The organism is Njordella calcicola, from assembly GCF_056494125.1.
The window spans coordinates 5139189-5155813 of sequence record NZ_CM151396.1; the positions used below are offsets into that span (position 1 = coordinate 5139189).

At 53.8% G+C, this 16625-nt stretch carries 10 protein-coding genes; 3 read left to right on the top strand and 7 right to left on the bottom strand.

Annotated elements, in window-relative coordinates:
* Positions 1-9: 9 nt before the first annotated feature.
* On the bottom strand, positions 10-915 hold the full coding sequence (locus SH302x_RS19885) for a hypothetical protein (protein ID WP_479364336.1): 906 nt from the start codon (positions 913-915) through the stop codon (positions 10-12).
* A 989-nt stretch (positions 916-1904) separates the two neighbouring features.
* Positions 1905-2219: a 50S ribosomal protein L21 gene (gene rplU, locus SH302x_RS19890; protein WP_479364337.1), complete on the bottom strand. Its 315-nt coding sequence runs from the start codon at positions 2217-2219 to the stop codon at positions 1905-1907.
* Between the two features lie 206 nt (positions 2220-2425).
* Here rplU and SH302x_RS19895 point away from each other — a divergent pair, with 206 nt between their 5' ends.
* Positions 2426-4447, top strand: coding sequence for an ATP-dependent helicase (locus SH302x_RS19895; protein WP_479364338.1), 2022 nt, complete (start codon positions 2426-2428; stop codon positions 4445-4447).
* Positions 4448-5363: 916 nt separating this feature from the next.
* Here the strand turns inward: SH302x_RS19895 and SH302x_RS19900 are convergent.
* The 5 genes from SH302x_RS19900 to uvrA form a co-directional block, all read right to left on the bottom strand.
* Entirely contained in the window at positions 5364-8612 is a 3249-nt protein-coding gene (locus SH302x_RS19900) for an efflux RND transporter permease subunit (RefSeq protein ID WP_479364339.1), read from the bottom strand.
* A gap of 12 nt (positions 8613-8624) precedes the next feature.
* Positions 8625-9923: an efflux RND transporter periplasmic adaptor subunit gene (locus SH302x_RS19905; protein ID WP_479364340.1), complete on the bottom strand. Its 1299-nt coding sequence runs from the start codon at positions 9921-9923 to the stop codon at positions 8625-8627.
* Between the two features lie 300 nt (positions 9924-10223).
* Positions 10224-10709, bottom strand: a complete 486-nt coding sequence (locus SH302x_RS19910) for a peptidylprolyl isomerase (protein ID WP_479364341.1) — start codon at positions 10707-10709, stop codon at positions 10224-10226.
* A gap of 45 nt (positions 10710-10754) precedes the next feature.
* Positions 10755-11363, bottom strand: coding sequence for a peptidylprolyl isomerase (locus SH302x_RS19915; protein WP_479364342.1), 609 nt, complete (start codon positions 11361-11363; stop codon positions 10755-10757).
* A 348-nt stretch (positions 11364-11711) separates the two neighbouring features.
* On the bottom strand, positions 11712-14345 hold the full coding sequence (gene uvrA, locus SH302x_RS19920; RefSeq protein ID WP_479364343.1) for an excinuclease ABC subunit UvrA: 2634 nt from the start codon (positions 14343-14345) through the stop codon (positions 11712-11714).
* Between the two features lie 513 nt (positions 14346-14858).
* On the opposite strand from uvrA, the gene atpB reads away from it, so the two are divergent.
* Entirely contained in the window at positions 14859-16187 is a 1329-nt protein-coding gene (atpB, locus tag SH302x_RS19925; RefSeq protein ID WP_479364344.1) for a F0F1 ATP synthase subunit A, read from the top strand.
* Between the two features lie 91 nt (positions 16188-16278).
* Positions 16279-16557 (top strand): ATP synthase F0 subunit C, encoded by a 279-nt coding sequence (gene atpE, locus SH302x_RS19930; protein ID WP_479364345.1) that lies wholly within the window; start codon positions 16279-16281, stop codon positions 16555-16557.
* The last annotated feature ends 68 nt before the right edge of the window (positions 16558-16625 follow it).

A 16625-nucleotide genomic window follows, 5' to 3' on the forward strand; every position in this document is an offset into this window, starting at 1 on the left:
GGTCGCTCGCTACATCCATGCTTCTGAGGAGCGAACGGAAAAGGCAACAGGCACTCCGACCGCTGTGGCTGGGGGTGTCGTTGCCGAGGGCGTCGACTGGCCATGCGCGTTGGCAAAGACCACAATTACGGCCACAACAGTCATCGCAAAGGTGATTAAGTTAAGGCCAACGGCGCGGGATGTCCCTTGGCGAAACGCTTGAGCCTCCAACGTGATCGCCGATATCAGCCAGACCAAAAGCAGACCGCTGATGAAGATACCGGGCTCTAACCACGAGAGCTGCTCTCTGCGCAAACTGTTCATGATGACGCCACCGATCAACCCCGTGGCGATGCACACCGTGGACGCGATCAAGCAGGTGCGACCAAAGCTGTCGAGATACTCCAGCGACGGCAGTCGAAACGGCCCGCCAACGCCCAGCTTCTTTTTCAATCGCCTCTGCTGCCACAACCGAATGATCGCAACCACAAATCCCAAACTGACCGAAACAATCGCCAGACTCAACGCTCCGCCATGAATGTAACCCCACAACATCGCGGCCTCGCCTGTTCGCGAAAAGGCTATGTCCAGGACCAACATCGACGCGGAGATAATGCCGATGACCAACGGCAATATCAAGATGCCAAAGATACTGTTGGGCCGTCGGATGATCAGTACAAGGTAAGCCAGCGCCAGCCCAAACGCAGCGATCTGGCTCCAATCAAAGAAAGTCGCCGGAATCGTAAAATGTCCCAACGCCTGCCTCGCGGCCGCCTGGCGGTCATACAGAAACATCCCATGCGTCAAAATCGTGACGACAGCCAACACCACTAGCAAAGGAGCTCGCCAAGGCAATCGAAACCAAAGTCGTGTAAGTTCGAAGGCCCAGAGGATCAGATAGCTGACCAAAAAGCATCCAACAGTTACGCCTGTCATATTGTTTTGGATTTAAGGATGCGGTGGGGCAACTCGGAAAAGGCGGGGCGCTGTATATTTCAAAACAAGCATATCATGAAAGTTCAGTGTAACCGTCCACAAAATCACTTCGATTGGGTTCGTAGTACCGGCTTTGTTCGTAGTACCGGCTTTAGGCGGAAAGAACCGCTAACAAAGCGTGATAACTAGCCGCCTAAAAGCGGTACTACAAACTTCCGCCTAAAAGCGGGACTACAAACCACCGCAAAGCCCGCTGGCAACTGGGCGCTTGGGGGCAGTTTCCAGTTCAATTATGGTCGACGAACGCTAATTGATCAAAGGGCCTCAGCGGATTTCGCCGCGACACGATGACGCCGAGCCTGTCGTCAGCCAAATTTGCTCAGTGAAAATCCTGGACTTCGCTGATCCGCGTTGGGCATCGCCCCGCGTTGGTTGAGTGCAGCACCAGTGACACGCGCGCGGCCCGATGGGCACGCGGTTAAACGAAATTACTACTCTCCGTAGGCCGGACGTTCGTAGTACCGCCTTTAGGCGGAATGGGTCATAGTTTGAAAGTTCGCGTGCGTTTGCTACTCTCCGTAGGCCGGCAACAAGGTCGCTCTTGCTCTTGCCGGAACTGCGCAAAGCCAAGCATTCAATGTCCGATTGAGTCAATGTCGCTGATCGAGACAAAGCGACCGAAGTTCCGGCTTGGGCGGTGGCTTTGCTTGTTACCGGCCTACGAGATTGTCCAACCACATTGGTCGTCCCGCGTTGGTTGAGTGCAGCACTAGTGACACGCGGCCCGATGGGCACACGGTTAAACGAAATTGCTGCTCTCCGTACGACGGACTTCCAAATCCGTCAAGTCATCAACGGACAAGGATGTCCGTTGGTACATTGCTTCAACGCAGATGCCTTAAAGTCCCACCAGCGCCGAAAAGCAAAAGAAGAATCCAGCTAGCTGGAACTATTAGAAATTGAGCTTCGCTCGCTTAAGCTTCGCTACACTACGCGTTGATCGATTCGATGTTCACGCGAGTGTACTTTTGGCGGTGCCCTGTACGACGGTCATAATTCTTGCGACGCAAGAACTTCTGGATAAAGACTTTAGGTCCCTTTTCCACCGACAGAACCTTGCCGACAACCGTCGCGCCGGTCACGGTTGGGTTACCCAATTTCAGTCCTTCGTCGCCGCCGATTGCCAAAACGCGGTCGAACTGAACGCTGTCGCCATCCTGCAACGCTTCGCGATAATCAATATCTACGAACTTCCCTTGCTCGACTTTATATTGGCGACCACCATCAACGATAATTGCGTACATGACTGAAACTGTTGAAAAAACCTACGAATTAACTTTTAGAGGGCGAGATGATAACGCACTTCCCCTTGGTCGACTAGCCCAAATCTGAGCTTCCGAAGTAGGTTTATCTCGCTAACATCATGCCTCCTAGCTGCGAAATGGGGCGAACCTGCTTCTCGGTGCCCCCGATTTTTGCATTCTAATTCCGCTGAGCGACGTTTGCGACCATGGCTGGACTAAACGAACACCAAAATAGAGCGGTTCAAACCCTGAGCGGGCCGCTGCTGGTGCTGGCTGGCGCCGGCACGGGCAAAACCCGCGTGGTGACATTCCGCATCGCGAATTTGATCAAGCACGGAACGCCGGCGGATCGAATTCTGGCGGTAACTTTCACCAATAAAGCTGCCAACGAAATGCGGGAACGCGTCGCGCACCAGTTGAAGCTGCCCAAACGGACCAAGAAAAGCGACCCGCCAGTCAAAAAACCGGTTATCGGAACTTTCCACTCACACTGCGTGCAAATCCTGCGGCGACATGCGACCAAGCTGGGGTATCCCGAAAAGTTCACGATTTACGATCGCGGCGATTGCGAGTCGCTGGCGCGATCGGTCTTGCGGGAACTGCGTTTGAACGATGCGATGATCAAGCCTGGCGATTTTTTGTCGATCGTCAGTCGCTGGAAAAGCAATGGAGTCGCCATCGCTGATGCCATGAGTCATGCGAAATCGGACAAGGAGCATCTGGCCGCCAGCGGTTACGCTCGCTATCAACGTTCGTTAAAGCTGTGCGGAGCGTTTGATTTTGACGACTTGCTGCTGTGTACCGAACAACTGTTCCGCGAGCAGAAGGATGTCCGCGAATTTGAAGCGTCACGCTTTGACCACATCTTGGTGGATGAATATCAAGACACTAACGCATCGCAGTATCAGATCATCGCTTATCTTGCCGAGCGACATCAGAACCTATGCGTGGTGGGCGATGACGACCAGTCGATCTACGGCTGGCGAGGCGCGGAAGTCAAACACATCTTGAACTTTCGAAACAGTTGGCCCAAAGCGGTGGTCGTGCGCTTGGAAGATAACTACCGCAGCACCGACGCAATCCTTACTGCGGCCAATACGCTGATCGCTTTTAACAGCCAGCGTCATGATAAGGTCCTGCGAGCCGCTCGCCCTAATGGAAAGCCGCCGCGAGTCCTGCCCATCGCGAATGATCTAGAGGAAGCGAAATTCATCGCCACCGAAATCGCTCATCGTTTGACGACCGAGAAAAATTTGGAGCCGCGTGATTTCGCGATCTTGTTCCGGACCAACGAACAGCCCCGCGTCTTTGAATCGGAACTTCGAAACGCGAAACTGCCGTACGTGCTGACGGGCACCCAGTCGTTCTTCGATCGCAAAGAAGTTCGCGACATTTTGGCTTATATGAAATGGATTGCATCGCCGGAAGATGAAGTCTCCTTGCTGCGTATCATCAACACGCCCGCCCGCGGCGTTGGCCAATCCACGGTCGAGAAGCTGCTGGATGCCGCCGTCCGCTCTGGCTCTCGCATCTGGAAGGTTATGAACCAAGCGGACCAGACAAGTGGGCTACCCAAGGGGGCTCAAGCAGGACTGGATATCTTGCGAAAGCTGCAGACCAGCTACGCGCGCATCTTTGCTGAAAGCGACATGGTGGCAGCGACCAAGTCGTTGATCGAGGAGATTCGATATGACGAAGAAATCCGTCGTAACTACAACGACCCTGACGAGGTGAGTGCGCGGCAAGCGTCGTTGCAAGAGTTGGTCAACGCGGTCGCTCAATATTGCGAAGGCGAACCCGATGCGACCTTAGACAGTTTTTTGGCCGACGTGACGCTCGATGGCCGCGACTTCAATTCAGGCAACGAAAAGCAGATTCAGCGAAACGCGATTTCGCTGATGACTTATCACAGTGCCAAAGGTTTGGAGTTTCCAATTGTGTATATGATCGGTATGGAAGAAGGGATCCTGCCGCACCGTCGCAGTGTGAGTGAAGACACGGTCGATGAAGAGCGTCGCTTGTGCTACGTGGGCATCACGCGAGCCCAAGAGGAACTGACGTTGAGCTTGGCGCTCTCAAGGAAGAAGTGGGGCAAGGATCGACCAACTTTCCCGAGTCGATTCTTATACGAACTGACGGGACAATCGGATAATCCAAATCGATTGCGATCTATTCAAGCCGCGCGGGATGAAGCCAGAGCGATCAAAGGCAAACCGCAGCGAGCTTAGCAATGAGCCGGTAACAAGGTCGCGTCCCACTTGCCGAGTAGCGCTTAGGCCGGTAACAAGGTCGCTATTCCTCATTGCCGGAACCGCGCAAAGCCAATCAGCAACGAACCTAGGGGCTCTCTACATTGATTAACCTTAGCGACCGAAGTTCCGGCGTGAACAAGGCTTTACTTGTGACCGGCCTACGGTCCCATGAACGCGACACTCCGCTCACCACTGGCCCTGTGCCAGTGGGAGCGTGACTGAGTGGCTACAGTCAGCTCCCCAATTTGTCCTTATGGATTGGATCGGCCGCTGTGCGGCCGATCCAATCCATGGAATGAGTGATTGCCCCTTGCATGTAGCCACTCAGTCATGGCCCCACCGGAACGGGTCCGGTGGTGGCCTTCCATGACGTGCTCGTTTCGTCTCGCAGCGTAGGCCAATAACAAGGTCGCTATCCCTATTGCCGGAACCGCGCAAAGCCAATCAGCAACGAACCTAGGGGCTCTCTACATTGATTAACCTTAGCGACCGAAGTTCCGGCGTGAACAAGGCTTTACTTGTGACCGGCCTACGGTCCCATGAACGCGACACTCCGCTCACCACTGGCCCTGTGCCAGTGGGAGCGTGACTGAGTGGCTACAGTCAGCTCCCCAATTTGTCCTTATGGATTGGATCGGCCGCTGTGCGGCCGATCCAATCCATGGAATGAGTGATTGCCCCTTGCATGTAGCCACTCAGTCATGGCCCCACCGGAACGGGTCCGGTGGTGGCCTTCCATGACGTGCTCGTTTCGTCTCGCAGCGTAGGCCAATAACAAGGTCGCTATCCCTATTGCCGGAACCGCGCAAAGCCAATCAGCAACGAACCTAGGTGCTCTCTACATTGATTAACCTTAGCGACCGAAGTTCCGGCGTGAACAAGGCTTTGCTTGTTACCGGCCTACACCGCGTGACGACCAACGATCAATCACGTAATAAAACACCGGCGTCAACAATAATCCAAACACCGTCACGCCAAGCATGCCGGAAAACACCGCAATCCCAAGTGCTCGACGCATCTCCGCTCCGGCTCCAACCGCAATCGCCAGCGGCAACACGCCCAGAATAAAAGCCGCTGATGTCATCAAAATCGGACGCAATCGCAAACGACACGCTTCCACCGTGGCATCCGCCGTAGATTTGCCCGACTTACGCAACTCTTTCGCAAACTCGACAATCAAGATCGCATTCTTACTGGCTAACCCGACTAAAACAATAAAGCCAATCTGCACAAAGATGTTGATGTCCATCGCTGCCATCGCGACACCGATCACGGAGCTAAGCAAACACATTGGCACGACTAAAATGACGGCCAGCGGCAACATCAAGCTTTCGTATTGGGCGGCCAGCACCAAGTAAACCAGCACTACGGATATCGCAAATACCAACAATGCGGTATTGCCCGCGCGAATCTGCAGTAGCGTCAACTCCGTCCACTCCGCATCGACACCATCTGGCAGTTGTTCACGCACTAAATTGTCCACCGTTGACACGACCGCTCCAGAGCTCATCCCAGGCACGGAACCGCCATTGATGGCTGCGGCAGGCACGCCGTTGTACCGCACGACCATCGCCGGTCCTGTGCTTTCGCGAATGCTGGACACCGATCCCAGCGGCACCATCCCGCCGCTCAGCGTTCGCACTCGGAACTGGCTGACTTGATCAGGGCTAACGCGGAACATTGGGTCCGCTTGCAAGTTCACTTGCCATGTCCTGCCAAACTGGTTGAAATCGTTCGCGTAAACACCACCCAAATACAACTGCAACGTTGCAAACACATCTTGCAGCGAAACGCCCAAGGACTTGCATTTCGTTCGATCGACATCGACATACATTTGCGGCGCGCTGGCTCGGAACCCGTTAAACAACCCGATTAATCCAGGCGAACTATTTCCCGCTTGTGCCAACGCGTCTGCGGATTCCGCGAGGCTATCGTAGCCCAAAGCGCCCACGTCGCGAACCATGATCTTGAAACCTCCACCGCTTCCTAAACCATCCACAGGCGGCGGCCCAAAGACCGCAACCGAAGCATCTCGCACCTCGTCTTGAACCAACGCTCGAATCTTGGCTGCAATCGCGTTCGAAGCCTTTTCCGCGTCCAAGCGGTGATGGAATTCGTCCAAAATCACAAAGAACGATCCAAAGTTCGAACCGATCGCATTTTGTATAAACGATTGCCCAGTGATCGCCATCGTGTGAGCGACACCCGGTATCTTCCCATGCCCACTGTGACCAGCGTCGTGATCAACGTCATGATCCTCATGCGGCGCAGCCCCCGCCATCGAAATCAGCAAGCCATCGATCTTCTGCATCACCGCTTGTGTTCGTTCAAAGGAAGCAGAATCTGGCAATCGGACGTCAACTAACAAGTAACCTTTATCTTGCGCGGGAATGAAGCCGACTGGTACCGACGTCATACCCACATAAGTTGCTACTAACAATCCACCGTAGACCAGCAACACGATCGCACTCATTCGCAATGACCAGCCAACTAGTTTTCCGTAACCAGCCGACATGCCATTGAAGAAAGTATTGAACAGCTTGAAGAACCAGCCCAAAATCGCGTTCAGCAACAAGCTCAGTGGATCGCGTTGTTCCGCTTTGGGTTTGAGCAGCAGAGCGCACAGCGCCGGGCTGAGCGTGAGCGAATTGACGGCTGAAAAGAACGTCGATACCGCAATTGTCACTGCAAACTGCATGAAGAACTGGCCGGTGATGCCCGTGATGAAGATACACGGAATGAAGACGCACATCAGCACCAGCGAAATAGCGATAATCGGACCGGATACTTCGTCCATCGCCTTGCGTGTCGCTTCTTTCGGTGCAAGCCCGTGTTCCAAGTTGTGCTCGACGGCCTCCACCACCACGATGGCATCGTCGACTACAATCCCAATTGCAAGAACCAGTCCAAACAATGACAGGTTGTTCAAGCTGAATCCCAAGCCAGCCATCGCAGCGAACGTGCCGACGATAGCTACTGGTACAGCGATCAGCGGAATCAATGTCGCTCGCCAAGACTGCAGGAAGGCGAGCACAACGATAGCGACCAAAATAATGGCATCACGCAGCGCCTTGAACACTTCGGCAATCGATTCGGAAATGAACGGCGTCGTATCGTATACGATGCGATAATCGACATCGTCTGGAAAGCTCGCCTTTAGTTGCTCCATCCGCTCGCGAACGCGGCTAGCGGTATCCAGTGCGTTCGAACCTGGCAACTGGTAAACCGCTAAGCCCACGGAAGCTTGGCCGTCCAACGTACAGGAGGTATCTTCACTTTTTGCTCCCAATTCGATGCCACCAAATTCACGGCCATCTGCGTTGGTACGGCGCGGCGTGACGACATCTTGCAATCGGACAACGCGGCCGCCAGCCCCTGTTTTGACAATGATTTCGCCGAAGCTTTCGGCCTCCATCAGTCGTCCTTGCGTCGACATCGTATATTGGAACGCTTGACCTTGCGGCACAGGTGGTCGTCCAATGGCCCCTGCAGCGACTTGCACGTTTTGTTCTCGCAGGGCTTGCAAGACATCGGGAGCGGTCATATTCAGTGCCGCCAGTCGTTCTGGATCCAGCCAGCAACGCATGCTGTAGTCAAGCTGGCCCAGCAAGCCAACATCGCCCACGCCGGTGATTCTCGCGAGTTCATCTCGCAAGCGAATCGTCGCGTAGTTGCTGAGGTACAATTGATCGCGAGAACCGCCTGGGGAAACTACGTTGACCACCAGCAGAATACTAGCTGATTTCTTTTTAACGCTGACGCCCGTTTGTTTGACTTCGTTGGGCAGTGATGGCAAAGCGAGGTTCACGCGGTTTTGGACCAACACTTGAGCCATATTCAGATCGGTGCCAACATCAAACGTGACCGTCAGATTGTAGCCACCATCGTTGGTCGACTGCGAAGACATGTACAACATGTTTTCGACCCCAGTCACCTGTTGCTCGATCGGCGCTGCGACCGTTTCGGCGACCACTTGGCTGCTCGCTCCCGGATAAAAGCAAGACACTTGGACCGTCGGCGGCGCGATCTCTGGATACTGAGCGATAGGCAGCGTCCAAACGAAGATAGCGCCGACCATCGTGATCACAAAGGAAATCACACCAGCGAAAATCGGACGATCGATAAAGAAGCGTGAAAGCATGGTGTTCCTTTCTTACTCCTGGATCGTAGAGTTTGTGGCGTCCGTGCTGTCCGAAGCTTCATTGGTTGGCGACGCGACCGCAGTTGCCTTTTCGATTGCTGGTGCAGGCGGACCGCTTTCCAATTCCGCTTGGACCGGTTTTCCAGGCCGCACACGTTGCAGGCCGCGATAGACAACTTGGTCACCCGCTTGCACGCCCGCTTGGATGATCCGCCAGCCATCGCGCAAGTTCCCTGGCTGCACAGTTCGGCGCACCGCGTTGTTCTGAGCGTCGACGACATAGACAAACTTGGAACCTTGGTCCGTCCCAATACAGGATTCGGGAACCATGATCGCGTTGTAAGCTTCCGAGACAGGGATGCGCAAACGCACGAACAAACCTCCGGTCAACAAGTTATCGTCGTTAGCGAAAATCGCACGAATGCGAATCGTACCCGTGGCCGCATCGACGCGATTTTCTACGAAGTCGAGTATTCCAGAATGAGGGAAATCCTTCTCGTCGCCTAACTGCAGGAAGCACGGAATCTGCTGCTCGCGCAAACTGGTCGGTTGCTCGCGATCCAACGTCCTGGCGGAATTAGTTCGCCGCAAATAACGCAGCAAGGATCGTTCGTCGATATCCACATAAGCGTACATCGGTGAATTCTTTACGATCCTTGTCAGCAAAGTCCCCGAACCTAATCCACCGGTGACCATGTTGCCCGGCGTCACGTAAGCCCGGTCAATGCGGCCACTGATCTCCGCGGTAACCTGAGTGTATTTAACATCGAGTGCGGTTCGTACTGCGTCCGCTTGGGCCGCAATGATCGAAGTTTCGGCTTCTTTGACTGCGGATACGGCTTCGTCATACTCTTCGTCCGAAACCGCTTTAATATCGTACAGGGTTTTGGTCCGCTTTAGTTTCGAGTCGGCGAGATCCTTCTTGGCTTCCCATAAAGCGATCCGGGAAAGCGATTGTTGATGGATCGCTTCATACGCATCTGGTTCGATGCGAAACAATAGATCGCCATCTTTCACGCGATCTCCATCCTTGAATTCGACGGCCTTAATAAAACCAGAAACTCGCGAACGAACTTCAACGGTCTCCGTCGCTTCGGTACGCCCCACGAACTCATCGTAATCGATGATCTCTTGTTCGATAGCTTTTACCGTTGAGACGATCGGCGCGGCCGCCGCTGGGGGGGCGACCGCTGCAGGTTTACAACCGGCCATCAGGATGCAAAACAAGCATCCGATAGCATTTGACCAGAACCCTAGCGAGCGAGCACTGGCGATATTTCCGAGCCGTAAAGCGAAATTTGTATACGTCATAATCGTAGACCAGAAAACAAGGTGTCAGATACCGTTGTGCGAAGCGAACCCACGTGACCTGTTCGAGGGTAGTTTAGCTTTTGTTCGCATCCCAAACAGCGGCACGCCGAAGTGTTCCTCGAAAAATCATCAGAAACATACGGCCGCGCCGCGCTGGTCAGTACGAATAGGGCCACTGCAAGCGAGAAATTTGCCGCTCGTAGCCACGCCTGAAGGCGAAATCGCAATCTTAGTAGTATCGCCTGCTACAAAGCGCCGCTCTGTGGAAGAAGAACGGCGCAGTCAAACAGATCAGTGGCCTTACAACTCAACAGACAGAATCGTAATGGGCTCTGACGGAACGTCGCCGTGACCGGACTTGTTCCCAGTCTTGACCGCTTCGATCGCGTCGACAATATCCGTTCCATCCGTCACGCGACCAAACACGGCATATCCAACGCCATCTCGCGACTGGGACTTATCCAAAAATCCATTGTCGCTGGTGTTGATAAAGAACTGACTGGTAGCGCTATCTGGAACTGAGGTTCGAGCCATCGCTAACGTGTACTTCTCGTTGGACAGACCGTTGCTCGACTCGTTTTTGATCGGAGCTCGCGTCTTCTTGGAAGACATATCTTCAGTCATTCCACCGCCTTGAATCATAAAGCCTTTGATCACGCGGTGAAATATCGTTCCGTCGTAGTGACCGTCCTTGGCATACGTTTCAAAGTTCGCCGCCGAGATCGGTGCGTTTTTGTGATCAAGCTCGATGGTGATATCGCCCTTGGATGTTTTAATGACAGGCATACTGCTGCTTTACTCTAGAGGAAATAAACTGGACTGGTGAATCGATTAAGGTTTCTCAATAACTTCCATGGCGGTGATAACGACTGGCACGACGGGGAATGATTTCTCGCCGTTCTTTTGGGTCACCGCGCCGGCCGCGATCGCATCGACAACTTCTTGTCCTACCACGACTTTGCCAAAGACGGTGTAACCAAAGCCATCGCGTGATTTGCGACGATCAAGGAAATCGTTGTCTTTGGTATTGATAAAGAACTGGGAAGTAGCTGAATCTGGCGAGGACGTTCGCGCCATGGCGATGGAATACTTGACGTTGGACAAGCCATTGCCACCTTCGTTCTTGATGGGCGCGCGAGTCTTCTTCTCCGAGTTTAGGCTGTCTTTCGCATAGCCGCCGCCCTGGATCATGAAGTCTTGAATAACGCGGTGAAAGACGGTATCGACATAGTGGCCGCTTTGCACGTAGCCAAGAAAATTCTTCACAGTGATCGGTGCTCGTTGAGCGTCCAGCTCCAAAGCGACGTCTCCCTTGCTGGTTTGCATCAACACATACACGGGTTTGGCAGCTTCGTCTTGAGCTGAAACTACCAGCGGACAAGTTGCCCACAGCAATGCGGCAATCAAAAGCGACAATGGTTTTGTAATGATATGGTACATAGTCAATCCGTTATCTGTCTGAGAATACTGAGGGCCATTAGCGGCCAACCTCATATCGCCCAACGCTTAGGCGACCTACCCTTTAAGGTGGAGATTGTAACATATGATCAAGCCTCGGCTAGACAAGGTAGCGGGCCAATACGTCGTTTAACCGCGTGCCCAACGGGCCGCGTCAATGCCACCGGATGCAGTAGTTCGTAGTACCGCCTTTAGGCGGAATTGGCTGGAGCTTCCCTGCAATCGCACGTGTCCGGCTAAAGCCGGTACTACAAACAACTATTGAACCAATGGCTTTACGAAGTTCCGGCAAGAACAACCGCGGTCTCGTTACCGGCCTACGCTACAACGCTATCCTAACGCGGCTTTCAAATAGGCCGCCGTCGCGCTTTGCGGCGTCGTGGCCACGATCGACGGTGCTCCCGCGGCCATCAACTGCCCTCCTTCCGCTCCGCCACCAGGCCCTAAATCGATCACCCAGTCGGCCACCTTAGCGATATCCATGTGGTGCTCAATCACGATGACGGAATTGCCGCGGTCAACAATCCCCTGCAAGACACTGATCACTCGACCAACGTCATCAATGTGCAAGCCCGTCGTCGGTTCGTCCAGCACGTATAACGTTTTGCCCGTCGAAGGCCGCCCCAATTCAAACGCCAGCTTCACTCGCTGGGACTCGCCGCCGGACAAAGTCGTCGATGACTGGCCTAAGCGGACATAACCCAAACCGACTTGCTCCAGCGGTCGCAACAATCGCTGCAGCTTGTCAAAGTTTTCGAAGTACTCAAGCGATTCGCTGATACTCATCTCAAGTACATCTGCCACATTCTTGTGCTTGAATCGAATCGATAACGTCGGACGATTAAAGCGTCGGCCATTGCAAACGGGACATGTCACAAACACGTCGGCCAAAAAGTTCATCTCCAGCTTCTGCTGGCCTTGTCCCAAGCAACTTTCGCAACGCCCGCTGCCGGAATTGAAGCTGAAACGTGTCGCGGAAAACCCACGCGCTTTGGCGTCGCGCGTCGTCGCAAAGACCTTGCGTACTTCATCCCAAATCCCACAGTATGTTGCCGGCGTGCTGCGCGCGGTGCGCCCAATCGGCGATTGATCGATCGCAATCAATTTGTCCACTTGCGAGATACCGCTAATGGTACCATGCAACGTCACTTGATCGACGCCTTGAGCCAATCCTTGCTGGACTGCCATTTGCAAGGTGTCGTTAATCAAAGTGCTTTTGCCGCTGCCGCTCTTGCCGGTGACACACACCAAACAGCCCAGCGGGATGTCGAGGCTTACTTGCCTCAAGTTGTTCAAACTAGCGTTCTTGATATGCAGCGCGTGCTCCCAGTTAGGGACACGATATTGCTGCGGCACCGCAATGCTTTTCCGACGCGATAGATAGTCCGCCGTCAGTGAGCCTTTTGATTTAGCGACCTCCGCTGGGCTGCCGCTGGCCACAATCTCGCCACCATGCAACCCCGACTTTGGCCCCATGTCGATCAGCGTATCGGCCGCCATCATCATCGCCTCATCGTGCTCAACCACGATCACCGTGTTGCCTTGTTGCTGCAGATTACGGATCGCTTCAATCAGTCGCTGGTTATCGTCAGGATGCAGACCGATCGAAGGCTCATCCAAAACGTAACACACGCCGATCAGCCCCGACCCAATGCTGGTTGCCAGCCGCACTCGCTGCAGTTCCCCGCCGCTCAAGGTGTCGCCAGCGCGAGAGATTGTCAGGTAGTTGACGCCGACTTTGCGCAGGAAGTTAACTCGGTTGAGTATCTCACGGCGAATCGGCCCAGCAATCTCCGCTTTGTCGCTTTCCTGAAACTCCAGCGACTCAATCCAGTTCCCAAAGCTGGACAGGTCCATGTCGGACGCTTCTGCGATAGATCTCCCCTTCAGCTTTACTGCCAAGGATTCTGGGCGCAGCCGTTGGCCCTGGCAGACTGAGCATGGCTCACGTCGTGAATCGACAAGCGATGATTCCTCATCGATCGCAGCGTTCGCTAGCCCGGTCCCATCACAAGCCGGGCAGGCACCGTACGGGCTGTTGAAACTGAAGATCCGCGGTTCGACTTCAGCATAACTCACATCGCAATTTGGACACGCGTACTTAGTCGACAGCAAACGTTCTTCCCAAAGCTGGTCCGCGTTGGGTGCATCTTTGTGTTCCGACTTGAGGACCGCTGCAGCGACGGTTCCGTTGGCCAGTCGAATGGCAAGGTGTACCGCATCCGCAATACGAGCCAACGCATCCTCGCGCACGACCAAGCGATCGACGACCGCATCAATCGAGTGATTCTGACGCACCGCGAGATCTGGCGCAGATTCAATATCATAGTATTCATGATCGATACGAGCTTTCACCAGTCCGCTGCGTTGGATCTCGGCCAAGACGTCTTTATGCTTACCACGACGTCCGCGAACCATCGGTGCCATGATGACCAATCGCGAACCAGTGGGGCTGGCGGCCAAAACCTTGATGATCGAATCTGCGGACTGCTGCTCAATGGGAGTGCCGCATTGATAGCAGTGGACGATGCCCAGTCGAGCCATCAGCAGTCGCAGGTAGTCATAGATCTCGGTGATCGTGCCCACGGTGCTGCGCGGGTTCGGCGTGCCTTGCTTTTGGTCGATGCACAAGGTCGGTTGCAAACCTGTGATTGAATCGACGTCGGGTCGAGGTAGTTGATTGAAGAAGCGACGCGCGTAGGCGGACAGAGTGTCGATGTATTGGCGTTGGCCTTCGGCAAAGATGGTGTCGAAAGCCAGCGAACTTTTGCCGCTGCCGCTGACGCCCGTGATGACCGTCAGTTCGTTGCGAGCGATGGCGATGTCGATAGATTTCAGGTTATGCGTCCGAGCACCGCGGACTTCGATTGCCGCCTTGCCAAGTGATCGCGGAGATTTTTTCGTGGGAGCCGTCGCGACGGATGGAACGCCAGCGTCTGCTTGGTTTTGTTTTCGTTTAGGCATAGGGGGCGGTGGTTCAGATGGCGGTAATCGATCCAACGGCAGCGGCGTTGCGTGAGCGGCGAGCATCGAGCATGATGTGTAGATGAATGATAAGAACGGACAAAGTGTTTTTCAGCTAGCTGCATTCGTACTGCAGTGCGGATTGCTGTCGCTGGTTTGCTTTGCGACCGCTGTTTTTTTGTACCAGCCGACTTGGCCCGAAAACTGGCGAAAAATTATTGCCGGCACGCTTCTGGCTTGCAACGCGGCCACCATTCCGCCGGTCCTGATGACTTGGGGGGCAATCAACGGTCGATTTGGCGTTACCGCCGCCCTATTCACTACGCTTTGGCGGACCTTCACCCTGATCGCAGTCGTTATACTGTGGACTGCGACAAAATGGCTCCCTTCTGAATTCGCAGCAAAATGTCTTGTGGGCTGTTATTTTCCTTTTTTGATACTAGAATCCTGGCACTCAATCAGAAAAACTAATTCTTGATTGGACCGATAGACCCTACAAATCCTCTCGAGCTGATGGCATCCGACTTACTACACATTAAAGACGGCTATTTTTTCGAGCTGCCAAAGTCCTTTTGGCCCAGCAACCGAAAGAGCGCGGACGATTTCCCGGACTGGTTCGTGCGAAACGATCCGGATTATCAATCGCACGAGGCGGATCATATCGTCGCTCGACTGGGCGAAATGGGCGTTGATCCAGCGGCTCTATCGAATTTGAAGGCGGAATGGGAAGCATGGAAGTCGGCAAAGGATAGCAACTACGGTTGGCCTCTGGATGATTATCTGGAATTGAAGTTAGATGAGACCGCCGCCGCAGCGAAAAATTATGTTCGCGAGCAACAAGTAAAGCCAGCGGACCCTTTAAAAGCATATTTGGCTGACAAGCCCGAAGCGGGCATGCAGTGGTTTTATAACGTCAAGCACGATCCGAAGCTGAATGACAGTTGGCAGGATTTGCGAGGCGAAGTGAACACGAAATCGTTCGTACAGAAGTATATTGACACTCACGGCAAGCAGTGGGACTCGGCGAAAATCGCCGAATATAACGACGCAATGGCGGGCAAAGTGATGATTCCGCAGTTGCCTGGCGTGCAGTTGCGAAATGCTTATCAGCCTGAAAGTGGATTTGCGATTTCTCGATTCATGGTGATCGAGGTTGTCGTTGCGGTGCTGATGTTGGTGATTTTCAGTTGGCTCGCTCGCAAGATGAGTACCGGGCAATCGCCCAAGGGTAAGCTTTGGAATTTGCTTGAGTCGATGGTGACTTGGGTGAAGACCGAGATTGTCGTTCCTGCGATGGGCGAGCACGATGCGGATCGGTTCATGCCGTTCTTTTATTCGCTGTTCTTCTTTATTCTCGGCTGTAATTTGATGGGGATGTTGCCTTTCGTAGGTGCTCCTACTTCGGCCTTCGGTACGACGCTGGCATTGGCATTTTTGGTATTCGCATTGGGATTGATGATGGGTATTCGTCAGTTCGGTGTGGTTGGCTACTTGAAAAACATCTGCCCAGATTTGGGTTTGCCGTGGTATTTGGCGATCGTGTTGGTGCCGATGCTGTGGGTCATCGAAGCTGCGTCGCTGTTGATCAAGCACGTAGTGTTGGCGGTTCGTTTGCTACTGAACATGACGGCCGGTCACTTGGTGATGTTGGGGATTCTTGGGATTGGTATCAGTGTTGAGGCGGCTCAAATGGGCTTTGCTGGCTGGTCTGCGGTGGCCGCGATCAGTGTCATTGGTACCACGCTTTTGAGTTTTTTGGAATTGTTTGTGGCGGGGTTACAGGCATTCGTGTTCACGTTCTTGGCGGCTTTGCTGGTTGGGTCTTCGATTCACCATCATTAGTTTGTTGAGGCTACGGGGCTAGTTGTTCGTATTTCGCTTTTTGTTTCTTGGTTCTCTGTTTGTACTTTATGTACGTCGTTGAGAGGTAGTTGTGGGTAAGTTAGCTAAAGTCTGTTTCTATTCCTTGGGAATGTTGATGTTGTTGGCCATGCCCGCGTCGGCTGCTGAAGGTGTTGCTGGTGCAATCGGTGGCGGTATTGCCGTGTTGGGTGCCGCTTTGGGTATCGGCATGATCGGCAAGGGAGCGTTGGAATCGATCGCTCGTCAGCCTGAAGTGGCTGGTGTGGTTCGAATCAACATGATTATCGTGGCAGCACTTATCGAAGGTTTGGCGTTCTACGCAGTGTTCGTGGGTTCGCAACAGCCTTGATTTTAGCGCGATTTCGGTTGCGTTTGTGAAGAGTTTGGCTTGCGGTTTTTTCGTTTGCAATTCGAGGG